The sequence below is a fragment of the Halalkalibacter okhensis genome (assembly GCF_000787375.1).
GTDB classification, from domain to species: Bacteria; Bacillota; Bacilli; order Bacillales; family Bacillaceae_D; genus Halalkalibacter; species Halalkalibacter okhensis.
On record NZ_JRJU01000025.1, the window covers coordinates 39,062 to 61,342 of the forward strand.

24 protein-coding genes and 2 other annotated features are annotated in these 22,281 nt (G+C 39.9%); all 24 genes read right to left on the reverse strand.

From position 1 onward, the window contains the following. Window positions 1–37: 37 nt before the first annotated feature. The 24 genes from rplL to LQ50_RS16815 all read right to left on the reverse strand — a co-directional run bounded on the left by rplL (window position 38) and on the right by LQ50_RS16815 (window position 21,242). Window positions 38–400: a 50S ribosomal protein L7/L12 gene (gene rplL, locus LQ50_RS16705; RefSeq protein ID WP_034631512.1), complete on the reverse strand. Its 363-nt coding sequence runs from the start codon at window positions 398–400 to the stop codon at window positions 38–40. 136 nt (window positions 401–536) lie between these two features. Further along, window positions 537–1,034 carry a 50S ribosomal protein L10 gene (gene rplJ, locus LQ50_RS16710; RefSeq protein WP_034631514.1) on the reverse strand — a complete coding sequence of 166 codons (498 nt, stop codon included), beginning with the start codon at window positions 1,032–1,034 and terminating at the stop codon, window positions 537–539. Window positions 1,035–1,070: 36 nt separating this feature from the next. Continuing rightward, window positions 1,071–1,206 (reverse strand) — a sequence feature (ribosomal protein L10 leader region). A gap of 57 nt (window positions 1,207–1,263) precedes the next feature. Then, complete coding sequence (rplA, locus tag LQ50_RS16715) at window positions 1,264–1,959, reverse strand: 50S ribosomal protein L1 (protein ID WP_034631515.1); 696 nt, start codon at window positions 1,957–1,959, stop codon at window positions 1,264–1,266. Between the two features lie 119 nt (window positions 1,960–2,078). Next, a complete protein-coding gene (gene rplK, locus LQ50_RS16720; RefSeq protein ID WP_034631517.1) occupies window positions 2,079–2,504 on the reverse strand; it encodes a 50S ribosomal protein L11 in 426 nt (141 codons plus the stop codon). A gap of 170 nt (window positions 2,505–2,674) precedes the next feature. Next, the gene (gene nusG, locus LQ50_RS16725; RefSeq protein ID WP_034631518.1) at window positions 2,675–3,208 is read right to left on the reverse strand and encodes a transcription termination/antitermination protein NusG; all 534 of its coding nucleotides are present in this window, start codon (window positions 3,206–3,208) and stop codon (window positions 2,675–2,677) included. A gap of 103 nt (window positions 3,209–3,311) precedes the next feature. Then, entirely contained in the window at window positions 3,312–3,506 is a 195-nt protein-coding gene (secE, locus tag LQ50_RS16730) for a preprotein translocase subunit SecE (RefSeq protein WP_237563736.1), read from the reverse strand. Window positions 3,507–3,598: 92 nt separating this feature from the next. Further along, entirely contained in the window at window positions 3,599–3,748 is a 150-nt protein-coding gene (gene rpmG / locus LQ50_RS25020) for a 50S ribosomal protein L33 (RefSeq protein WP_084138886.1), read from the reverse strand. A gap of 137 nt (window positions 3,749–3,885) precedes the next feature. Next, a complete protein-coding gene (gene sigH, locus LQ50_RS16735) occupies window positions 3,886–4,542 on the reverse strand; it encodes an RNA polymerase sporulation sigma factor SigH (RefSeq protein ID WP_034631521.1) in 657 nt (218 codons plus the stop codon). 79 nt (window positions 4,543–4,621) lie between these two features. Beyond that, complete coding sequence (locus LQ50_RS16740) at window positions 4,622–5,131, reverse strand: NYN domain-containing protein (protein ID WP_034631522.1); 510 nt, start codon at window positions 5,129–5,131, stop codon at window positions 4,622–4,624. 1 nt (window position 5,132) lies between these two features. Continuing rightward, on the reverse strand, window positions 5,133–5,882 hold the full coding sequence (rlmB, locus tag LQ50_RS16745) for a 23S rRNA (guanosine(2251)-2'-O)-methyltransferase RlmB (RefSeq protein ID WP_034631523.1): 750 nt from the start codon (window positions 5,880–5,882) through the stop codon (window positions 5,133–5,135). A 24-nt stretch (window positions 5,883–5,906) separates the two neighbouring features. Beyond that, on the reverse strand, window positions 5,907–6,314 hold the full coding sequence (locus LQ50_RS16750; RefSeq protein WP_034631525.1) for a Mini-ribonuclease 3: 408 nt from the start codon (window positions 6,312–6,314) through the stop codon (window positions 5,907–5,909). 1 nt (window position 6,315) lies between these two features. Beyond that, window positions 6,316–7,713 (reverse strand): cysteine--tRNA ligase, encoded by a 1,398-nt coding sequence (gene cysS, locus LQ50_RS16755; RefSeq protein ID WP_034631526.1) that lies wholly within the window; start codon window positions 7,711–7,713, stop codon window positions 6,316–6,318. 45 nt (window positions 7,714–7,758) lie between these two features. Beyond that, window positions 7,759–8,415, reverse strand: a complete 657-nt coding sequence (gene cysE / locus LQ50_RS16760; protein ID WP_034631527.1) for a serine O-acetyltransferase — start codon at window positions 8,413–8,415, stop codon at window positions 7,759–7,761. 82 nt (window positions 8,416–8,497) lie between these two features. Then, window positions 8,498–8,722: a binding site (T-box leader), on the reverse strand. 1 nt (window position 8,723) lies between these two features. Further along, on the reverse strand, window positions 8,724–10,184 hold the full coding sequence (gltX, locus tag LQ50_RS16765; RefSeq protein WP_034631529.1) for a glutamate--tRNA ligase: 1,461 nt from the start codon (window positions 10,182–10,184) through the stop codon (window positions 8,724–8,726). A 101-nt stretch (window positions 10,185–10,285) separates the two neighbouring features. Next, window positions 10,286–10,762 (reverse strand): 2-C-methyl-D-erythritol 2,4-cyclodiphosphate synthase, encoded by a 477-nt coding sequence (gene ispF / locus LQ50_RS16770; RefSeq protein ID WP_034631530.1) that lies wholly within the window; start codon window positions 10,760–10,762, stop codon window positions 10,286–10,288. Window positions 10,763–10,764: 2 nt separating this feature from the next. After that, window positions 10,765–11,448: a 2-C-methyl-D-erythritol 4-phosphate cytidylyltransferase gene (gene ispD / locus LQ50_RS16775; protein WP_034631531.1), complete on the reverse strand. Its 684-nt coding sequence runs from the start codon at window positions 11,446–11,448 to the stop codon at window positions 10,765–10,767. 223 nt (window positions 11,449–11,671) lie between these two features. Further along, window positions 11,672–12,763, reverse strand: a complete 1,092-nt coding sequence (locus LQ50_RS16780) for a PIN/TRAM domain-containing protein (protein WP_034631533.1) — start codon at window positions 12,761–12,763, stop codon at window positions 11,672–11,674. Window positions 12,764–12,939: 176 nt separating this feature from the next. Next, window positions 12,940–14,016: a DNA integrity scanning diadenylate cyclase DisA gene (disA, locus tag LQ50_RS16785; protein ID WP_034631534.1), complete on the reverse strand. Its 1,077-nt coding sequence runs from the start codon at window positions 14,014–14,016 to the stop codon at window positions 12,940–12,942. A 3-nt stretch (window positions 14,017–14,019) separates the two neighbouring features. After that, on the reverse strand, window positions 14,020–15,393 hold the full coding sequence (gene radA / locus LQ50_RS16790) for a DNA repair protein RadA (RefSeq protein WP_034631536.1): 1,374 nt from the start codon (window positions 15,391–15,393) through the stop codon (window positions 14,020–14,022). 205 nt (window positions 15,394–15,598) lie between these two features. Further along, window positions 15,599–18,049 carry an ATP-dependent protease ATP-binding subunit ClpC gene (gene clpC / locus LQ50_RS16795; protein ID WP_034631537.1) on the reverse strand — a complete coding sequence of 817 codons (2,451 nt, stop codon included), beginning with the start codon at window positions 18,047–18,049 and terminating at the stop codon, window positions 15,599–15,601. 18 nt (window positions 18,050–18,067) lie between these two features. Beyond that, window positions 18,068–19,144: a protein-arginine kinase McsB gene (gene mcsB, locus LQ50_RS16800; RefSeq protein WP_034631538.1), complete on the reverse strand. Its 1,077-nt coding sequence runs from the start codon at window positions 19,142–19,144 to the stop codon at window positions 18,068–18,070. Between the two features lie 4 nt (window positions 19,145–19,148). Beyond that, window positions 19,149–19,670: a protein-arginine kinase activator protein McsA gene (gene mcsA / locus LQ50_RS16805; RefSeq protein WP_034631540.1), complete on the reverse strand. Its 522-nt coding sequence runs from the start codon at window positions 19,668–19,670 to the stop codon at window positions 19,149–19,151. A gap of 15 nt (window positions 19,671–19,685) precedes the next feature. Beyond that, the gene (locus tag LQ50_RS16810; RefSeq protein ID WP_034631542.1) at window positions 19,686–20,156 is read right to left on the reverse strand and encodes a CtsR family transcriptional regulator; all 471 of its coding nucleotides are present in this window, start codon (window positions 20,154–20,156) and stop codon (window positions 19,686–19,688) included. Window positions 20,157–20,456: 300 nt separating this feature from the next. Next, window positions 20,457–21,242, reverse strand: a complete 786-nt coding sequence (locus tag LQ50_RS16815; RefSeq protein WP_034631544.1) for a VLRF1 family aeRF1-type release factor — start codon at window positions 21,240–21,242, stop codon at window positions 20,457–20,459. Between the last annotated feature and the right edge of the window lie 1,039 nt (window positions 21,243–22,281).

The following is a 22,281-nucleotide window of genomic DNA, read 5'->3' on the forward strand; positions in this document are numbered from 1 at the left end:
AGGACTCGCAAAAAGCGAGTCCTCTCTATTAGGTTTATTACTTAACTTCAACAGATGCGCCAGCTTCTTCAAGCTTAGCTTTGAATTCTTCAGCTTCGTCTTTAGAAACACCTTCTTTGATTGGAGCAGGAGCGCCATCAACAAGTGCTTTCGCTTCTTTAAGACCAAGGCCTGTGATTTCACGAACAACTTTGATAACGTTGATTTTTGAACCACCAGCAGATGCAAGAACTACATCAAACTCAGTTTGCTCAGCAGCACCAGCGTCTCCACCAGCAGCAGCTACAGCTACAGGAGCAGCAGCAGTTACGCCAAACTCTTCTTCAATTGCCTTAACTAGGTCGTTAAGTTCTAAAACTGTCATTTCTTTAATCGCTTCAATGATTTGATCTTTACTCATTTTGTAAATCCTCCCTGTTATCGTTTTGATAATTTATTGGTTAACGCATTTTTGTACATACTCATTGTATATTCGCATACAAATCAGATGTAAGTATTCATACCTTAACTACATCGCAGTAGCTTGAGGTAAGAGTTTAAGCGCCTTGTTCTTCTTTTTGCTCTGCAACAGCTTTTGTAGCCAAAGCAAATTGACGAACTGGAGCTTGAAGTACGTTTGCAAGCATTGAAAGTAGTCCATCGCGTGATGGAAGTTCAGCTAGAGCTTTCACTTCAGCAACTGAAGCTACTTGTCCTTCGATGACACCAGCTTTAATTTCAAGTGCTTCGTTCTTTTTAGCAAATTCGTTAATGACCTTTGCAGGAGCAATAACATCATCTGTACTAAACGCAATTGCCGTAGGACCAACTAGTTGCTCATCTAGAGCAGTTAATTCAGCCTCAGCAGTTGCACGACGAGCTAATGTGTTTTTATACACCTTGAACTCAACACCAGCTTCACGAAGTTGCTTACGAAGTTCTGTTACTTCAGAAACAGTTAATCCGCGGTAGTCAACAACTACTGTTGATTTACTCTCACGTAGTTTCGCAGCAATATCTGCAACAACTTGCTTTTTTTGTTCTAATACGCTCATCCTTACACCTCCTATGGTTTTTCACCATACCGCTTAAGAAGCATATATAAAGCCCCCATGTAGACATGAGGGCATACAAACACAGTAAAGAGTTCCTGTATCTATTGCTTACCTCGGTAGGAAATTAAGTGCTAAACACCCCTACGGTCTACGGTATGACATTCATTTTTATGCGCCTTGCGTAAGACACTCTTAAGAGTATACACACACAAAGCAGGTAAGTCAATCATTATCTTGCAAAAGCAGATGCATTTACACGAACTCCAGGTCCCATTGTAGATGCAATTGCTACGTTTTTCATGTACGTACCTTTTGCAGCTGCAGGTTTCACCTTTACAAGAGTTTCAATGATTGTCTTGAAGTTTTCAATAAGCTTTTCAGTTTCAAAAGAAACTTTTCCAATTGGCACATGAATGTTACCAGCTTTATCAACGCGGTATTCAACTTTACCAGCTTTGATTTCAGCTACAGCTTTTGTAACATCAAATGTTACTGTACCAGTTTTAGGGTTTGGCATTAAGCCTTTTGGTCCAAGGACACGACCTAATTTACCAACTTGAGCCATCATGTCTGGTGTAGCAACGATTACATCAAATTCGAACCAACCTTGGTTGATTTTGTTGATGAAATCCTCATCCCCTACATAATCTGCTCCAGCAGCTTCTGCTTCTTTTGCTTTTTCGCCTTTTGCGAAAACAAGAACGCGTTGTGTTTTACCAGTTCCGTTTGGAAGTACAACAGCACCACGGATTTGTTGGTCTGCTTTCTTAGGGTCAACACCAAGACGTACAGCTACTTCAACTGTTTCATCGAACTTCGCTGTAGCAGTTTTCTTTACTAACTCAATTGCTTCTTCTACTTGATACGCCGTTTCACGATCAACAAGTTTAAGAGCGTCTGTATATTTTTTACTTTTCTTAGCCATGCTATATTTCCTCCTCGAATGTGGTTTTAGCGGTAATACCTCCCACTATTAAAGGTTGCGAACCTAGTAACTAGGCAAAGAGGGTCATACCTCATCGCAACCTCCGTAAAACTTACCAATTAGTCTTCGATCGTAATACCCATGCTGCGAGCTGTACCTTCAACCATACGCATAGCCGCTTCAACATCAGCTGCGTTAAGATCTGGCATTTTCGTCTCAGCAATCTCGCGTACTTTATCACGCTTTACTGTAGCAACCTTCTTAATATGAGGCTCTCCAGAACCTGACTCAATCCCAGCAGCTTTCTTTAAAAGAACAGCAGCAGGCGGAGTTTTCGTGATGAATGTAAACGAACGATCTTCAAATACTGTAATTTCAACCGGAATAATAAGACCCGCTTGATCAGAAGTACGAGCGTTGAATTCTTTACAGAATCCCATGATATTTACACCTGCTTGACCTAATGCAGGACCAACTGGTGGCGCTGGATTAGCTTTCCCAGCAGGAATTTGTAACTTAACCATTTTAATTACCTTTTTAGCCACGTGACACACCTCCTTAAAGTCCGTGATGTGGTTATCCGGGTGAAGAATTTCCACCCTCCCACTCAAAAAACGGATGCAATGCATCTGCACCCGATGGCTCATTTACTGAAACCATTGTCAACCATGAAGATTCTATCACTTTCAACAAAAGATAGCAAGTTTTTTTCGAATTAAATCTTTTCCACCTGATTAAAGTCCAGTTCCACAGGCGTTTCACGACCAAACATGTTTACATGGACCTTCACCTTTTGCTTGTCCACTTGAATCTCCTCAATTGAACCAACAAAATTAGCAAATGGACCCTCTTTCACTTTAACTGACTCTTTTAATTCAAAGTCAATATCCGCTTTCGGTTGCTCTACACCCATTTGCTTCAAAATAGATTCTACTTCTTCTTGTAAAAGTGGTGTTGGTTTAGATCCCGCTCCCGCTGAACCTACAAAGCCTGTTACTCCTGGGGTGTTCCTCACAACATACCATGAATCATCTGTCATCACCATTTCAACAATGACATACCCAGGGAAAACTTTTTTTGTTACCGTTTTACTTTTACCATTTTTCACTTCAGTTTCTTCTTCAACTGGTACAAGAACGCGAAAGATTTTATCTGTCATATCCATTGATTCAACGCGTTTTTCTAGATTAGTCTTTACTTTGTTTTCGTACCCTGAATACGTATGAAGTACATACCAATTTTTTTCCATTTTAAATAGGACGGTTTTGTCCTTCCCTCCTCTTCATTAGCGAGGCTGTCAAACTTTCTTTGACCGGCCTTTTAGAAGCTGTTCTAACGATTATACCTATACATTACCCGAGTAGGATTCGAACAAGCTCAGAAATCCCGTAATCGACCACAAAGAAGAAAACAGAAATAAAAGCCACCGTTCCTAAAACAACCCATGTATAACGTGTTAATTCTTTACGAGTAGGCCATGATACGCGCTTCATCTCTTGCACAACATCCCGGAAAAACTTCCCGACACTTCTTTCTCCACCAGCCACCAAAGACACCTCCAGCATCAATCAATATAGACAAATATACGTTCATCTATTCGAAATATTTATATGTGTATAGTCAATTTAAAGATTTCGATTCACTTTGTTTCACGATGAAGGGTGTGTTCTTGGCAACTTTTACAGAACTTCTTCATTTCAATGCGATTGCCATGTGATTGTTTATTCTTTTCTGTCACATAGTTTCTAGAATGACAAACCTCACAGGCTAGTACAACTTTAGCTCGCACAACGCACCTCCAACGCTCAAAGTACATACTATCTAAATCTATCACACCGATGTACCTGTGTCAATTATTAGAACAATCTGTAAGTTGAACGTTGCAAAGAGGGCACCGACACAACTTCTTCGCTACCCTTACTTATCCTATGAAATTGAAACCCCTTTGAGCTCAACGTATCGCTCGAGTTTTCTTTTCACTCTTTGCAATGCATTGTCAATCGATTTAACATGTCTATTTAAATCAACTGAAATCTCTTGATAAGATCTGCCATCTAAGTAGAGCATTAATACTTGTCTCTCCAAATCACTTAGAAGTTCTCCCATCTTTAATTCTATGTCTTCAAACTCTTCTTGATTAATGAGTAACTCTTCCGGATCCGTTACTCTTGTCCCACAAATCACGTCTAACAAAGTCCGGTCTGATTCTTCGTCATATAAAGGCTTGTCCAATGAAACATAAGAGTTTAATGGTATGTGCTTTTGTCTTGTTGCTGTCTTAATAGCTGTAATAATTTGTCTTGTAATACAAAGTTCAGCAAAAGCCTTGAAGGAGGACAGTTTATCCCCGTTAAAATCACGGACTGCTTTATAAAGTCCGATCATCCCTTCTTGCACAATATCTTCATGATCAGCACCAATCAAAAAATAAGATCTTGCCTTTGCGCGAACAAAGTTCTTATATTTGTTGATTAGAAATTCTAGTGCACCACTATCTCCATTTCTTACAAAAACAACTAGTTCATCATCTTCTACAGCGTCATAGTTTGGCTTTAGTTTGGTTTCTTGAAGGTCCATGCTCACGACAATCCCTCCGACCTTGACTGTTGTCTAAATTATAGACCCATTATATAGCACAGTTTTCCAGCGGGTCAACCACGTATCAACGCTGTCGACGCCATTTTTCAAAAATTTCAGCAACTTCTTTGCTAAGAGGGATTTTTGTCGAATTTTTCTTTTTTTGCGTATTTTGGACTTCTTTGTCGATTCCTTTTTCCGTCGTTTCAATTTCCATTAACAATTCCCTAGCAGACTTCCGCAAAGCTCCACTCCCAAAAATCATCGATTGCTCTGCCATATCAGATGTAGCAACATGGATCGTTGTATCGATACGCTTCAAGTCAAGAACAAGCTTTTCAATTCGTTCGTCGGCCGTCTCATTTTTGCGGGTATATAATACATCAATCCGGTGATTTTTATAGCTTTTGCCAATCCCTTGAACCATGTGTGCATCAAAGATCACCTTGACTTGATATCCAGTGTATGCTTGATACTCTGCCATCATTTCAACAAGGCGATCTCGCGCTAAACCAAGGTCTTTGTCTTTTAGCTCTCGAAGCTCAGGCCAGGCCCCAATCATGTTATAGCCATCGACGAGCAAAATGTCCCTCATTTTACTCACTGCCTACTTCATGACGTCTCCGGTATACTTCATACATGAGCAAGCTAGCAGCAACTGAGGCATTTAACGATGTGACATGACCAACCATGGGAATTCGAATGAGGAAATCACACTTTTCTTTCACTAAACGACTAATCCCTTTCCCTTCACTTCCAATAACAAGACCAATCGGCATATCAAATGACGCTTGACGATAATCAGCTGTTCCTTTAGCATCTGTCCCAGCAAACCAGAGCCCACGTTTCTTTAAATCATCCATTGTTCTTGCGATGTTTGTTACACGTACAACTGGAACATATTCAATGGCCCCAGTTGAAGACTTGGCTACTGTTTGTGTCAGCCCTACGGCTCTGCGTTTTGGGATAATGACTCCGTGGGCACCAACAGCATCAGCTGTACGTAAAATAGAACCTAGATTATGTGGGTCCTCCACCTCATCTAACAGTAAGAAAAAGGGCTCCTCCCCGCGCTCACTTGCTGCTTGAAACAAATCCTCCATCTCTGCATACTCATAGGCTGCTATGGATGCCACCACTCCCTGATGGTTATCTGTATCAACAAGTTGAGCTAATTTTTTCTTTGGGGCGTGTTGAATCAACACGCCATTTTCTTTGGCAAGCTGTACAACTTTTGTCATCTGGCCCTTTTGAGAACCTTCTGCAATCCAAATTTTATTAATGGAATGCCCTGCTTTCAATGCTTCAATGATTGGATTCTTACCGACAATAAATTCTTGACTCATCTTATTTCCTCCTTTCTATAACCGTTATCTTTCTTCAACCACTTCAACAGCTTTTTTGATAATTTCATCAAGGCGCTCGTGCTCTCCTTGAAAATAATGATAGCCTAACATCGCTTCAAATCCTGTTGAATAGCGATAGGTGTTTAAATCTGTGTTTTTAGGAATTGAGCCTGATTTCGCATTTCTTCCACGTTTAAATACCGCCATCTCAGCCTCAGTTAAAAACTCTTCTTCTATTAGCCTACCCATAATATACGCCTGTGACTTAGCTGAAACGTATTTCGTTGCTTCCACATGAAGGCGGTGCGGTCTTACATTTCCTTTTGCAATTAAATAGTAGCGTACATACATATCAAGCACCGAATCACCCATGTAAGCAAGCGCTAGCGCGTTAAGTTGTTTCAAGTCTGTATTTGCTTCAATGATCTTCATACTAGCCTCGTTTCCAACGAACACCTTGAGCTGTATCCTCTAACACAATCCCTTGTTCTTTTAACTCATCACGAATTTTATCAGCAAGAGCAAAATCCTTTTGTTTGCGCGCTTCATTACGTTGTTTTATTAACTCTTCAATATCATGATCCAGTAACTCTTTTTGTGAGTGGAGCGTAAGCCCTAATACCTCAGCAAACTCTGTAAATAATTGCAGAAATGCCTCTAGTACTTCCTTCGATGTTTGCTCTTCGCGAAGGTAGCGGTTTGCTTCTTTTGCTAAGTCAAACAGAACAGAAATTCCATTAGCACTGTTAAAATCGTCATCCATTTCCTGGATAAAACGATCCTTTAGTGCACCGATCCTCTCTAGCCAATCTCCTTTTTCACCCAAGCCAGCTGATTCTTCTAGCCTATGTTCTAAACTCGATACCGCTGTTCTTAATCGTTCGAGTCCACTTTTAGCCCCCTCTAGTAACTCATCACTAAAGTTAATAGGGCTGCGATAATGAGCTGTTAACATAAAGAAACGAACGACTTCTGCTGAATGTTGTCGAATAATATCTTTGGCCAAAACAAAATTTCCGAGTGATTTCGACATTTTTTCATTATCAATGTTAATAAATCCGTTATGAAGCCAATAATTTGCCATCGGTTTTTCTGTTAATGCTTCCGATTGAGCAATTTCATTTTCATGATGAGGGAAAGATAAATCTTGCCCGCCTGCATGAATGTCAATCGTGTCCCCTAAATATTTTTTAACCATAGCGGAGCATTCAATATGCCAGCCCGGTCTTCCCTCTCCCCATGGACTTTCCCATGAGATCTCACCTTCTTTGGCCGCCTTCCATAACACAAAGTCTAGAGCGTCTTCTTTTCTTTCATCTACTTCAATACGTGCTCCAGATCGCAAGTCATCAATCGATTGAGATGAAAGCTTTCCATAATCTTTAAATTTTCTTGTTCTAAAATAAACATCCCCACTTGATTCGTAGGCGAATCCTTTTTCAATTAACGCGCCGATGAAGGAGATTATTTCAGGCATTGTTTCTGTAACACGAGGGTGAATGTCGGCCTCTTTTACCCCAAGTGCGCATGTATCTTGATGATAGGCTTCAATAAATCGATTAGCTACTTGAAATACATCTTCTCCAATTTCATTAGCTGCCCGTATGATTTTATCATCAACATCCGTGAAGTTCGATATAAACGTAACGTCAAACCCTCTGTACTCTAAATATCTTCTGACCATATCATACACAATCGGAGGCCTTGCATTCCCAATATGAATGTAGTTGTATACAGTCGGTCCGCACACATACATCTTTACTTTACCTTCTTCCATCGGAATAAAGGGTTCTTTCTTTTTTGTTAAACTGTTGTAAACATGAATAGACATTGGATCTACTCCCTCTTTCTTATTTCTATTACATTATGCATTAGGCTACTTTTTTGTTGATGACCTCAGATGCTCCCGTTCTTCTTTCAATGCTTTGATTTCTTCTTCCAATTCCTTTAATTTATCCGCTATCGGGTCAGGCAAAAGATGGTGATTCAATCCATGCTCAACCTTTACTCCATCTTGAATAACAATTCTCCCTGGAATCCCCACAACTGTAGAATTAGCTGGCACTTCTTTTAATACAACGGAGCCAGCCCCTATACGTGCATTTTTTCCAATTGTAAAGGAACCTAGTATTTTAGCTCCTGATGCAACTAAGACACCATCCTCTACTGTTGGATGACGCTTCCCTTTTTCTTTTCCTGTCCCTCCGAGAGTGACCCCTTGATAGATCGTGACATTATTTCCAATTTCACATGTTTCTCCGATAACCACTCCCATTCCGTGGTCAATAAACAAGCGTTGACCAATTATTGCACCAGGGTGGATTTCAATCCCGGTGAAGAAACGACTAATTTGTGAAATCGATCTAGCTAAGAAGCACATTTTCCTTTTCCAAAGCCAGTGTGCTACGCGATGTGCCCATATTGCATGAACACCCGAGTACGTAAATATCACTTCAAGTCTACTTCTTGCGGCAGGATCTTGTTCAAATACAACGTCAACATCATTTAATAACGTGCGAAATTTTTTCCCCATGTGTTCTCATCCCCCTTTTAGAGGACCCGCTGCCCTTAAATGATCTACTTAGCAAAAAAAGCGCCTCTGTGCATCTAGGATGCACAGAGGCGCTTTTGGCGCGGTTCCACTCTGCTTAGAGAAGGCAATACCTACTCATCTTTTCTAGCTTGTAACGAAGCAACTCGCTCTTTCCTACTAAAAATAATGTTCAAAAAGAGACTCAAGGGTGCATGTTCAAAGCAAGATTCCTAAACCACTCTCAGCCAATGATGGTCCTCTCTGCAAGGAATGACTCACTTTTACTTTTCCCTCTCAACACGGTAACCTTATTTATTTAATAAGCTATGAAGTCTAGCAACAACAACATCTTTGCCTAAAAGCTCCAATGATTCCGGCAAGTCACGTCCATGTGTTTGCCCTGTCGTTGCTACACGGATCGGCATAAATAATTTCTTGCCTTTATGACCTGTAGCTTTTTGAGTTGCTTTCATAGCATCCTTAATGGTACTAGCCGTAAACTCTTCCATTGTTTCTAACTCTTTTATTAATTGAGCTAACACTTCAGGAACTTGCTCTTCATCTAAAACCGTTTGTGCTTCCTCATTATACCCAATTTCTGTTTTAAAGAAAAGTTCTGTTAACTCAACGATCTCAGCACCATAATGCATTTGCTCCTGATACAAGGCAATTAAACGCTTAGCCCAATCTTTTTGTTCGTCTGTCATGTCTTCTGACAGCTTTCCAGCTTTAACTAAATGTGGCAATGCAAGCTCAACCACTTGATCAAGGTCAGCATTTTTAATGTATTGATTATTCATCCAAGCTAGTTTGTCTGTATCAAAAACAGCAGGAGCTTTTGCCACTCGGTCCAATGTGAATTGTTCTCCTAGCTCGTCTACAGAGAAAATCTCCTCTTCCCCAACAGGAGACCAACCTAATAAAGCAAGGAAATTAACGATGGCTTCTGGCATGTACCCAAGCTCTTTGTATTGCTCAACAAATTGAATAATGGACTCATCCCGCTTACTCATCTTCTGGCGATCTGGATTTAGAATTAACGATGCATGTGCAAATTTCGGCACATCCCAACCAAACGCTTCATAAAGCAACACTTGTCTTGGTGTATTTGATAGATGCTCTTCTCCACGGATAACATGCGAAATTTTCATGAGGTGGTCATCAATTACAACAGCAAAGTTATACATTGGAATGCCATCCTTACGCGCAATAACGAAATCACCAATTCCATCCGATTCAAATGTAACTTCGCCACGAACTGCATCTTGAATTTGAATGAGCTTTCCTTCAGGAACACGGAAACGCACAACCGGCTTAATTCCTTTTTCTTCATATTCTTTACGCTGCTCTTCAGTTAAATCTCGATCACGACCGCTATATTTAGGCAATTCCCCACGTGCTTTTTGTTCCTCACGCTCTGCCTCTAATTCTTCCTCTGTCATATAGCAGTAGTATGCTTTCCCCTCTTTAAGAAGGTGGTCTAGATATTCTTTGTACAACCCTACACGTTCCATGCAGCTATACGGCCCATATTCTCCACCTACATCAATACTTTCATCCCAATCCATTTTAAGCCACTTCAAACTATCTAATAGTTTCTCTTTTGCTTGATCGACATTGCGGGCTTGATCAGTATCTTCAATACGCAAAATAAATTTCCCGCCCTGGCTTTTCGCAAACAAATAGTTAAATAAGGCAGAACGAGCACCACCAATATGTAAATGTCCTGTTGGACTAGGAGCAAAACGAACGCGAACGTCACTTCCCATAATATACACCTTCCATTTCTATGATCCTATTATGCATAATAACATGTTTATGTTAATTACCTATATCACTATATCACTACTTTGGTCAACTAAACCTTTTTTTATGACTGCTCTACTAAAAGAATTGTTGCCTGCGAAGCGATTCCTTCGCCTCTCCCTGTAAATCCTAGTTTTTCTGTTGTCGTTGCTTTTACGTTCACTTGACTAACATCGGCCTCTAGCAACTCAGCAATACGCGCTCGCATCGTTTCAATATGCGGAGCCATTTTCGGTTTTTGAGCGATAATGGTGCAATCGATATTTCCTAACTTGTATCCTTTTTCTTTCACGAGTTCCCATACATGAGTAAGAAGCTTCGCAGAGTCTGCATCCTTAAACGCACTGTCTGTATCAGGAAAGTGCTTGCCAATATCCCCTTCGCCAATTGCCCCTAGCGCTGCATCAGCAATCGTATGTAACAATACATCTGCATCAGAATGTCCAAGGAGACCTAATTCATAAGGAATCGTTATCCCCCCAAGTATAAGTGGTCTGCCTTCAACTAACTGATGAACATCGAACCCTTGTCCAATTCTCATGCCTATCTCATCTCTCTTTCCTTAAATATAGCTTCTGCAAACAATAAATCTTCAGGAGTGGTAAGCTTAATGTTTTGATAATCCCCTTCAACAATCGCAACTTCATGTCCTAACCATTCAACTAAACTCGCATCATCTGTTCCGAGCATAGCAGCAGCTTGTGCTTTTTCATGTGCTTCTTTTATTAACGATAGCTGAAACGCTTGCGGTGTTTGAATGGTCCACAGTTCCTCACGCTTCAATGTATTCACAACTCTTTTGGAGAGGACCCGTTTAATCGTCTCTTTCACTGGCACGGCCGCTGTAACAGCCCCCATCTCAGCCGCTTTTTGCACTAAAGCGTGAATGACATCCCTAGGAACAAATGGCCTTGCTCCATCATGGACCAAAACAATGCTATCTGCCAAAATAGAGCTAAGCCCGTTTCTAACACTATGCTGACGTTCTTCTCCACCTTCTACTACGGTCACTTTAGATAGGGAGTGCTTCTTTGCTAACTCATTCATGATTTCAAGTTCTTCGCGATTAGCTACAAGGACCACTTGGTCGCACCACGAATCTTCCTGAAACAAACGGATCGTATGTACAATAAGCGGTTGGCCATTTAATTCAAGAAATTGCTTGTTCTTGCCTGCTTTCATTCTTTTCCCTTGGCCAGCTGCAGGGATGACAACTCGATACTCCATTGTATTCTCTCCTATCAAAGCAATATATAATAATCCCATGAATTGTATATTGTATATATACGTTACTTTTTTAAACCGATATATATTTTAGCATGTTCTCCCATTTAATTGCATATGTTTGTTTTAAGTATAGCCTGTACACTTAGAACAAAAGAAGAAAAACGCTATCCTCCATCAAGAGTATAGCGCTTATGAAATGATCTACTATGTTTCAACCCACTCTTTACAGTGCCTTTTCAAGCAACTTAGGCTTGGCAAAAATCATTCGTCCCGCACTTGTTTGCAATACACTTGTAACAACAACATCAATTTGCTTTCCAATATAGTCACGCCCACCCTCTACAACGATCATCGTGCCATCGTCAAGATAAGCAACACCTTGATGCTGTTCTTTTCCATCTTTAATCACTTGAACTTTAAGCTCCTCACCTGGGAGCACAACAGGCTTCACTGCATTCGCTAAATCATTAATATTTAATACGGCGACTCCTTGCAACTCACATACTTTATTTAAATTAAAGTCATTTGTTACAACCATTCCTGAAGAAACCTTTGCTAATTTAACTAATTTGCTATCTACTTCAGAAATATCTTCAAAGTCACCTTCATAGATTTCTACATTAATCGGTAATTCTTTCTGAATTGTATTTAAGATATCAAGGCCACGGCGCCCTCGATTTCGCTTTAGCACATCCGATGAATCGGCTATATGTTGTAACTCTTCTAACACAAATCCAGGAATGACTAGAGTTCCTTCTAAAAAGCCCGTTTTACAAATGTCAGCAATACGTCCATCAATGATAACACTTGTATCTAAAATTTTTAATTGCTTCCCAACTGAAGGATCGACCTCTTCCTCTTTTTTCTTGCCTAAATTCCTCGTTAGTGTAAACAAATTAATCAACTCATCTCGTTTTTTGAACCCAATTTGGAATCCAAAATATCCAACGAAAATCGTGACAAAAATAGGAACAACGGTACTCACAATCGGGATGTTAATAGCGTTTAATGGAATACCAATTAAATAAGCAACAATTAGACCAACAATTAATCCCATCGTACCAAACAATACATCTGTGACTGGAGCCCGTACAATCGCTTCCTCAAGAAGCTTCATGAGATTCACGATATAATCAGCTAGCCAAAACGTAGCAAAAAAGAAAATAATAGCACCGATCACTGCGCCAGCATAGGAATTTGTCACCCAAACGGGTACTTCGCCAAAATTTAAGATATGGATAAGTTCTGGAATGAAGATAAAACCCAAAGTGCCTCCAACTAGAACGAAGAAAAGCTGTACAATTCGCTTTAGCATCCATATTCACCTCCTTTTATTATTATAGACAAGTTTACCGGTTTGAAACCTATCAAACTGTATTTCACATAAATTCTCAAAATTCTTCCGTACTCGCGAAACGTATCAAACGCTAAATCACTTATCAATTCTGAAAACTCCCTATTATACAGTACGATTTATGTTGATATTAAATGTTAAATATGCCGATCCACAAACAGCTGTTCTTGTATACGGTTTAACCCATCTTTAATCATCTTTGCCCTCGGTTCACCAATTCCTTCCACTTCATCTAACTCATTGATACTGGCAAACATAACATTGGATAAGTTCTCATATTTTTCGATTAGGTTTTCAATAATGGTAGATGGCAGCCTTGGAATACGATGTAAAATCCGGTAACCTCGTGGCAAAACCGCTTGCTCTTGAATATTTATATTTTTGCTATAACCAAGTGCTTTGACAATCTCTTGTTCATCAAATAATTCCTCGGTTTGAAACTTAGTTAATTCCTTTAGTAGATCTTTAGGATTTTGTTGATCGTTTTTCATATAATCTTTGATTAAATGAATCGCTTCTTTTTCTGTGTTTGCTACTAACTCATTTAACTGCATCGTAATTAATCGACCTTCATTGCCTAGCTCGTTAATATAATTTAGTATCTCACCTTTTATTCTTAAAACCATCTGCACTCTGTGAATGACTTGTGTCACTTCTTGAAGTGTAACAAGTTGTTCAAATTCGAGTGCGCCCAAATTAGTAATGCCTTGGTCAAGAACAACTTTATACTTTTCAAGTGTCTGAATGGCTTGGTTGGCCTTTGTCAAAATGACGCCAATATCTTTTAATGAATAGCGGTGATCTCCTTGATAGAGAGTGATTACATTTCGTCGCTGTGAAATCGAAATCACTAGGTTTCCTGTTTGCTTAGCAACCCGTTCCGCTGTACGATGCCGTATACCTGTTTCATTTGAGGTGATCCCATTGTTAGGGACCAGTTGGGTGTTGGCATACAAGATTCGTTTTCCATCTTCACTTAAAATAATCGCCCCATCCATTTTGGCTAGTTCGTATAGGTAAGCAGGTGAAAAGTCACAGTTGATAAAAAAACCTCCGTCCACAATAGGTATCATCGCATTGTCATAACCAATGACAATCAAACCTCCCGTTTTCGCACGTAAAACATTATCAATCCCTGCTCTCAAATCTGTTCCGGGCGCAACTAGCTTCAATACATTTTGAATAAAAGCTTGCCGCTTTTTCCCCTCATTCATTTATTACCCTCCTAAGCCGACCTCTAGCGCTCGTTCTAATGTTGGTACACCAATGACGTCAATATCCTTTGGATACGTCCAGCCCCCTAGATTCTTCTCCGGGATGATCGCCCGTTTAAACCCTAATTTGGCTGCCTCATTTACCCTTTGCTCGATACGTGAAACACGTCTAATTTCTCCCGTTAATCCCACCTCACCTATGGCAACATCTGTAGGGCTCGTAATTTGATTACGGAAGCTTGATGCAATACTAAGAGCAATAGCCAAATCAATGGCTGGTTCATCCAAACGAATTCCACCAGCGACATTTAAATACGCATCTTGATTTTGAAGAAGAAGCCCCACTCTCTTTTCAAGTACTGCCATCAAAAGAGATACCCGGTTATGATCGACTCCGGTAGCCATTCGTCTTGGATTTCCAAAGCTCGTCGGTGATATAAGTGCTTGTAGCTCTACTAACACAGGTCTCGTTCCTTCCATTGAAGCAACAACAATCGATCCAGCCGCTCCTTGTGACCGTTCCTCCAAAAAGATTTCAGACGGATTGAGCACTTCCTCTAGACCTGTTTCTTTCATTTCAAATATGCCCATTTCATTCGTGGACCCAAAACGATTCTTAACGGCACGTAGAATCCGATACGTATGATGTCGTTCTCCTTCAAAGTATAGAACAGAATCAACCATATGCTCTAGCAGTTTCGGCCCTGCTATGGATCCTTGTTTTGTAACATGCCCCACGATAAAAATAGCAATTCCTCTTGTTTTAGCAATGCGCATAAAAGCAGCCGTACATTCTCTAACTTGCGCCACACTTCCAGGTGCAGATGTGATGTCTTCTTGATAGACCGTTTGAATGGAATCAATAATCACTAATGTCGGTTTCACTTCATCTATCGCACGCTCGATAAAAGCAATATCCGTCTCAGCTAAGACATATAAGTCCCCTGAGGACACTCCAAGACGTTCTGAACGTAACTTCGTTTGTTTCACGGATTCCTCACCAGAAATATATAAAACCTTTTGCTTTGTTTCAGCTAACTTAGAAGAAAGCTGTAGCAAAAGCGTTGACTTCCCAATTCCCGGGTCTCCCCCTACAAGAACGAGTGATCCTGGGACAATTCCTCCACCAAGTACACGATCTAATTCCGTCATCGTCGTGCTAACTCTTGCTTCTGTCTCGCTCTTTACTGAAATAATGGATTGGGGCTTTGAACCTGTTGCAGCAGATGTAACATAGCTTCGACTCGCTTGTTTCGCACTTGGTTCAAACTCCTCTATCATTGTGTTCCAGCCTTGGCAACCCGGGCACTTGCCCATCCATTTTGCTGATTCATATCCACACTCTTGGCAGACGAATTTCGTTTTCTTCTTGGCCATGATTTCTCTCCCTTCTACCTATTACATCTATTGTAACAGAGTAGAAGTAAAAAGTTTTCTCCTTGAGCTTCTGACCAAAAATTTATGAACGGTAAGACCCTTTGTGACTCTTATAGTCCTATTATATGGTGAAAAGCCGAGGGATTATGACTCTCCCTCGGCTTTTTCTACTTTAGAGCCAGTGATGTATGCACTAAGATTAAATTTATACTTGTAGATTTTCAAGTGTTTCAGATGTTTGGACAAATAATTCGTCATCCTTAACATCAATGATCGCTTTTTGACCTTTAGAAATCGTTCCTTTTAGCAACTCTTCTGATAGGCGATCCTCCACTTGCTTTTGCAACGCACGACGTAACGGACGCGCACCATATTCTGGATCATAGCCAAGGTCTGTAATCTTATCTTTTGCCGCTTCAGTAAGTTCAAAGTCTATGCCTTGCTCCTGTAAACGAGCTTTCAATTGAGCAGCCATTAACGTTATAATTTCACGAATGTGCTTCTTCTCAAGTGAATGGAAGACAATTAGTTCATCAATACGGTTCAGGAATTCTGGACGGAAGCTACGCTTTAGCTCTTCCATCACTTTCCCTTTCATATCTTTGTATTCTTGACCTTCGCCTTCTGTCGCAAATCCTAAGAATTTGCTACGTTTTAATTCACTTGCTCCTACATTCGATGTCATAATAATAGCGGTATTACGGAAATCAACTGTTCTTCCTTTTGAATCTGTTAAACGTCCATCCTCAAGCACTTGTAGCAAGATATTAAACACTTCAGGGTGTGCTTTTTCAATCTCATCTAACAAGATAACTGAATATGGCTTACGGCGAACTTTTTCCGTTAATTGTCCGCCATCATCATGTCCTACATAACCTGGAGGAGAACCAACTAGTCGGCTCGTCGTATGCTTTTCCATGTATTCAGACATATCGATACGAATGACAGAGTCTTCATCACCAAATAATGTTTCAGCAACCGCTCTTGCTAGTTCTGTCTTACCAACCCCAGTTGGTCCTAAGAAAATGAAGGAACCAATTGGACGTTTCGGATCTTTCAGACCTGCTCGAGCACGACGGACAGCTTTAGAGATCGATTTAACCGCTTCTTCCTGACCAATGACACGTTCATGAAGAATCGACTCCATCTTAAGTAAACGATCCGTCTCTTCTTCCGCCAACTTGGAAACAGGAATTCCCGTCCAGCTAGCGACAACCTGAGCGATGTCTTCAGCTGTTACTTCTGTGTCCTCTTGGCCTTGCTTTTTCTTCCACTCATTCTTCATTTCTTCTAACTCTTCACGTAAACGTTGCTCTGAATCACGTAAAGAAGCAGCTTTTTCAAATTCTTGGCTTTGAACCGCGGCGTCTTTTTCTTTTCTCGTTTCGTCAAGACGTTGCTCAAGCTCTTTCAAGTTAGGTGGTGCTGTATAGGACTTCAGACGAACCTTTGAACCAGCTTCATCAATTAAATCAATGGCTTTGTCTGGAAGGAAACGATCTGAAATGTAGCGATCAGATAATTTAACTGCTGCTTCAATCGCATCATCTGTAATGGTTACACGGTGATGTGCCTCGTAACGGTCACGAAGCCCTTTTAAAATTTGCTCTGATTCATCAAGTGTTGGTTCATTGACTTGAATCGGCTGGAAGCGACGCTCTAGGGCAGCATCTTTTTCAATATATTTACGGTATTCATCAAGGGTCGTTGCTCCAATACATTGAAGCTCGCCACGGGCAAGTGATGGCTTTAAGATGTTTGAAGCATCAATAGCACCTTCAGCTCCACCTGCACCAATTAAAGTGTGAAGCTCATCAATGAATAAGATGACATTTCCAGCTTGACGAATTTCATCCATTACTTTTTTCAAACGGTCTTCGAATTCACCACGATATTTTGTACCTGCTACCACCGTACCCATATCAAGAGTCATCACACGCTTGTTACGTAGGGTTTCTGGTACTTCATTGGCAATAATCGCTTGTGCCAACCCTTCAGCAATCGCCGTCTTCCCAACACCTGGCTCCCCGATTAAGACTGGGTTATTCTTTGTACGACGACTTAATACTTGAATTACTCTTTCAATTTCTTTGCTACGACCAATAACAGGATCAAGCGATTCTTCTCTTGCTACCGCCGTTAAATCACGTGCTAAACTGTCAAGTGTTGGTGTGTTGGCATTGGTTGCTCCTGTACTTTGCCCTGAAGAATTTCCAACTTCATTGCTTCCAAGTAGTTGCAACACTTGTTGGCGTGCTTTATTTAAGCTTACTCCTAAGTTATTTAGAACGCGAGCTGCCACGCCTTCTCCTTCTCTGATCAGACCAAGTAAGATATGCTCGGTTCCTACATAAGAGTGACCTAGCTTACGCGCTTCATCCATTGATAGTTCGATTACTTTTTTTGCTCTAGGTGTATAATGAATCGTCTTAGAACCTTCTTGCCCTTTACCGATTAACGATTCTACTTCTTTTTGAATTTTTTCAGAGCCTAGTCCTAAAGCTTGGAGAGCTTTCGCGGCAATGCCTTCCCCTTCTCGAATTAAACCAAGTAAGATATGCTCTGTACCAATATTGTTATGACCTAATCTTACCGCTTCTTCTTGTGCTAATGCTAATACCTTCTGTGCGCGTTCTGTAAAACGTCCAAACATCATTGACGTCCACCTCCATGATTATTCGTTCGTTTCTTCCTCTAATTTTAATCTTTCTCTAATCAGCGTAGCTCTTCTTTCGTCTCGTTGTTCAGACGATAACACCTCACCAGCATACTGCTGAAGAAATCCTGGCTGTGTTAAAATCATTAGTTCATTTAAGATGTTCCCTGACAAACCTTTAATCAAACCTAAATCAATTCCCAACCGAACGTTTGATAAACGTTGCGTCGCTTCTTTTGACTCAATCATTCGACTATGAGCTAATATACCAAATGAACGATGTACTCGGTCCTCAAGCTGTAACCTTGATTGATCCAAAAGGTTTTCTCGTGCTGCTCGTTCCTGTTGAATAAGCTGCAAGACCACTCCACGTAGGTCTTCAACAATATCTTCTTCTGATTTCCCTAGTGTGAGCTGGTTAGAAATTTGAAATAAGTTACCTAAAGCTTCGCTACCTTCCCCATAAATTCCTCTAACAACTAATCCTAATTGATTAATAGCTGGTAAAATTCGGTTTAATTGTTGAGTCATGGCAAGTGCTGGCAAGTGCATCATGACAGAAGCTCGCAAACCTGTCCCAACATTTGTTGGACAACTCGTTAAATACCCTCTTTTTTCATCAAAGGCATAAGTTAAACGTTGCTCAATCCAATCATCAATTTGATTGGCTTTTTCTAATCCATTTCCTAGTTGAAAACCTGGAAGCAAACATTGAATCCGTATATGATCCTCTTCATTGACCATGATACTGACAGCTTCATCGTTATCAAGCAAGACCGCTCCATGCTTTGAATGATCTGCTAAATTTGGACTAATCAGATGCTTTTCCACGAGTACTCGCTTTTCATTAGCTTTCATATCGTCAATTCGTAAAATTTCAAGTGAGCCAATATCAGTGTACTCATCTTGAGTTAATGCCTCGCCGATATGCTTAGAAGTCGCATATGATTCTTCCATTGAAGCAAGTAAAGGAAATTTATATTCTTCAAGGTTCCTAGCTAATCTTATTCGGCTACTAAGCACAATATCCGAATCTGGGCCATCTTTTTTCATCCATGGGCTTAATGCTTCTGAAATAAATTGTTGGAGTGACATCAAATCAGCCCTCCTTTTGCTCATTCTTTTGTTTTTCTAACATCCGAATTTCATCTCTCAGCTTTGCAGCTTGCTCAAACTCTTCTTGATCAATTAAACCTTTTAGCTCGGTTTTTAATGATTCAATCTGACGTTGTAGCTGAATCCCTCCGCCAATTCTTTCAGGAAGCTTTCCGGCATGGGTATGGTTGCCGCTATGCACCCTTTTTAAGATAGGTCCCAATTTTGATTCAAAGCTCTTATAGCAATTCGCGCAACCGAACCTTCCTACCTTCGTAAACTGTTCATAGGTCATCCCGCACTTTTCACAAGATGGCTTGATTTCCTGGGCCTCTGCTTTCACGGGTTGCTCAAAATGTAATAAACCTGATAATAACTGATGAATAGAAAAACTATTTCCCCCAGGGAAGTATTCGCCTTTTTCCTTGGCGCATTGATCACAAATATGGAACTCGGTCTTTTCACCATTTATAATTTTTGCAAAATGCAAACTTGCTTTCCTTTTATTACATTCCTGACAAAGCATGTATTTTCCTCCTCCCTAAGTCAATTCTTTATATTTTAATGTTTGCAGCATCGCGATTAAAATGTTTGCTCTTACTTCATCTCGGTGATTGATGTTTGCATTATATAACGTTCGATCCATGACACTGATCATTAAATTTGCTTCTCTTTTCGTAATAGCCTGCTCATCAAATAAACGAATAATGATATTCTCTGCTGTATGTTGATCAATATTTTCACCAACAATTTTTATCATTTGATCAAAAAGATCGAGATGGTCATGGGGACTGACTTTCATTATTCGAATATATCCCCCGCCCCCTCTTTTGCTTTCTACTTGATATCCTTTTTCTAACGTAAACCTTGTCTGGATCACATAATTAATTTGTGAAGGGACACATTGAAATTTCTTAGCAATTTCACTTCGCTTTATTTCCAACGGATCATCTCCACTATTTCTAATAGTAGCTTTTAAGTAATCTTCAATGATGTCAGATATATTTCTCAAGCTTTGCCCTCCCTTCATCTTTTGACTTTGACTATCTTTGACTTTATAAACATTATATGCGCTCCATTTAAAAAGTGCAATATGTATGACTTATTCCTAGTATAACCAGGCTCGTCTAGTTGATAACCTTTTATTATTAGATAAAAAGTCATTAATTTACTCATATTCTAACTATTTATTTTTAAAATCATTTCTAGTTAACTGATTTGTCTTTGAAAATGAAGAAAGACACTGAAAAAGGTCAATTTTTCTCCTTTCTCAGTGTCATTTTTCAACAAAATGAATCATTCTTCTACGTACTTATGACACAACAACTTGTCCAACTATCTCTTTTGATGAAAAATTTTTATAATTTTTATCTACCTTTTTTACAGTTGGAAACATTAAATGCTTCTCAAACTCCGTCACCAATCCGGTTTCACCCACTAAATAAATGGTAGACCATTTGTTCTTTTCTGCTTCCTTTTGAATTAGACATGCTAAGTCTTTATATGCGCGCTGTTGATTTGCTTCAAAGCGTTGTTCATATTTATCACGATGATTTGCCCGTCTTGCCATCCGTTCACTTGCTGCTACTCCATCGTATTGTTTCCAATCTTCCTTGTCTATTTCTAAGTCATATAATCTTTCTTTGTTTACCTCGCCTAGACTAGTCTCAATCATAAAAATATCTTCTTTTTGAATATAGATGATTCCTTCGATAGGGTATTCTTTATTTAATCTTTCAAGTTGCTCGGTTCTTGGCTGTTTCTCCCAAAAAAATTCATTTTCTACTGGAATTTGAAGTTTTCTTAAATAAAAGTCTCCATTTGGTGATGCAATGAGGACAAGGCTTTTAGGTAATTCAGTTTGTAGCGAGTAAATGGCTTCGATTGCTTTGCTCTTTATTTTTTTATATGCTTTTTTGTTTTCTTCATTTTCTGATGGTATATATTCTTCTATTTTCTTTAGTCCGTTTTTAAGGCGAATTTTCCATTCTCCTCTTTGTTGATCATTGCTCGTTTGATCGGTTCGTAAATAAATGGTTAAGTACCCTTCATGACAAGACTGGCCTTTAAGTTGTTGGAGTTGTTTTGCTAAAGACATGCGATCATCCTCCTTGTTTTAGTAGAATTTCATTCTACCTTTAGGAGTCTTTAACCTAGTTGAGGAGATAATAAACATCTTGAGTAGGGTTTTTGTCTGGCTAGGACGATTATTACTTCGAAATGACTTTTTGAGTTTTGTTTTTAATAATTGTTTTGTGAGGGATTTTTATAGTCCATTTTATAAGTTTTGGATGCTTTTATGGATTGCTGTCGAAGTTTAGCCATATTTTGTCTGAAGTTTAGGATTTGCTGTCCAAACTTGGAGATTTGCAAGCGGAAGTCTGCTTTTTACTGTCGAATGAGGAATTTGTTTTTTACTGTAGGAAAGAAGCTTCTTCTATGTTGTCTAGCAATGTCCTGGTTTTTTCTTTTTCTACGGGGACGATTTTACGTACTCTCTCATAGGTGCTACTTCACATCGGTTTGCGTTTTCATTTTTATAAAACAATGGTATTCTTTATGGCTTGTTGTCCAATTTGAACGATATTCTGGCGGAAGTGAAGAATTTGCTGTCTAAACTTGGAGATTTGCAAGCGGAAGTCTATTGTTTTCTGTCGAAATGATGAAGTAGTTGGGCGAATGGCTTTTTCTATGCACGGCGTACGTGCCTGGGAACGTTTTGGCTCGCTATTTCTCTTCTAACGGGAAAGGGCATGGAGTTTTTTCAAGAAGCTTATTTACGATCTAACCATCGGCCCATTCGAGGAAGATGTTGTTCCTTCTTACGCTCTTCCGACATGTAGTCTCATCCCAACTCTTCTCTTTTTATACGGAGCGTGCCCGCCTGGCAACGTCTTGGCTCGTCATTTCTCTTCTACGTGGAAGGCATGATGCTTCTCTTAGAAGTATTCGATGACCTTTACGAAAAAAAGAAGTTCGTCTCACAGGGGGACATGGAGCCTTTCAAGAAGCTTACTCACGTAGTAACATCGGCCTATTCGAGGAAGAGGGGCTCCTCCGTATCAAAAGCTCTTTAGCGCCTTCCTTACTCTGTTTATGCGCATAAAAAAAACAATCCATTGGATTGTCTTTTATCT

Excerpts from the sequence above, each read along its gene's own strand:
- rplL (WP_034631512.1), bottom strand. The coding sequence starts at position 400 with ATGAGTAAAGATCAAATCATTGAAGCGATTAAAGAAATGACAGTTTTA.
- rplJ (WP_034631514.1), bottom strand. The coding sequence starts at position 1,034 with ATGAGCGTATTAGAACAAAAAAAGCAAGTTGTTGCAGATATTGCTGCG.
- rplA (WP_034631515.1), bottom strand. The coding sequence starts at position 1,959 with ATGGCTAAGAAAAGTAAAAAATATACAGACGCTCTTAAACTTGTTGAT.
- nusG (WP_034631518.1), bottom strand. The coding sequence starts at position 3,208 with ATGGAAAAAAATTGGTATGTACTTCATACGTATTCAGGGTACGAAAAC.
- LQ50_RS16740 (WP_034631522.1), bottom strand. The coding sequence starts at position 5,131 with ATGAGGGACATTTTGCTCGTCGATGGCTATAACATGATTGGGGCCTGG.
- rlmB (WP_034631523.1), bottom strand. The coding sequence starts at position 5,882 with ATGAGTCAAGAATTTATTGTCGGTAAGAATCCAATCATTGAAGCATTG.
- LQ50_RS16750 (WP_034631525.1), bottom strand. The coding sequence starts at position 6,314 with ATGAAGATCATTGAAGCAAATACAGACTTGAAACAACTTAACGCGCTA.
- cysS (WP_034631526.1), bottom strand. The coding sequence starts at position 7,713 with ATGTCTATTCATGTTTACAACAGTTTAACAAAAAAGAAAGAACCCTTT.
- cysE (WP_034631527.1), bottom strand. The coding sequence starts at position 8,415 with ATGGGGAAAAAATTTCGCACGTTATTAAATGATGTTGACGTTGTATTT.
- gltX (WP_034631529.1), bottom strand. The coding sequence starts at position 10,184 with ATGGGAAGTGACGTTCGCGTTCGTTTTGCTCCTAGTCCAACAGGACAT.
- ispF (WP_034631530.1), bottom strand. The coding sequence starts at position 10,762 with ATGAGAATTGGACAAGGGTTCGATGTTCATCAGTTAGTTGAAGGCAGA.
- ispD (WP_034631531.1), bottom strand. The coding sequence starts at position 11,448 with ATGGAGTATCGAGTTGTCATCCCTGCAGCTGGCCAAGGGAAAAGAATG.
- LQ50_RS16780 (WP_034631533.1), bottom strand. The coding sequence starts at position 12,763 with ATGCTAAAGCGAATTGTACAGCTTTTCTTCGTTCTAGTTGGAGGCACT.
- disA (WP_034631534.1), bottom strand. The coding sequence starts at position 14,016 with ATGAATGAGGGGAAAAAGCGGCAAGCTTTTATTCAAAATGTATTGAAG.
- radA (WP_034631536.1), bottom strand. The coding sequence starts at position 15,393 with ATGGCCAAGAAGAAAACGAAATTCGTCTGCCAAGAGTGTGGATATGAA.
- clpC (WP_034631537.1), bottom strand. The coding sequence starts at position 18,049 with ATGATGTTTGGACGTTTTACAGAACGCGCACAGAAGGTATTAGCATTA.
- mcsB (WP_034631538.1), bottom strand. The coding sequence starts at position 19,144 with ATGTCACTCCAACAATTTATTTCAGAAGCATTAAGCCCATGGATGAAA.
- mcsA (WP_034631540.1), bottom strand. The coding sequence starts at position 19,670 with ATGCTTTGTCAGGAATGTAATAAAAGGAAAGCAAGTTTGCATTTTGCA.
- LQ50_RS16815 (WP_034631544.1), bottom strand. The coding sequence starts at position 21,242 with ATGTCTTTAGCAAAACAACTCCAACAACTTAAAGGCCAGTCTTGTCAT.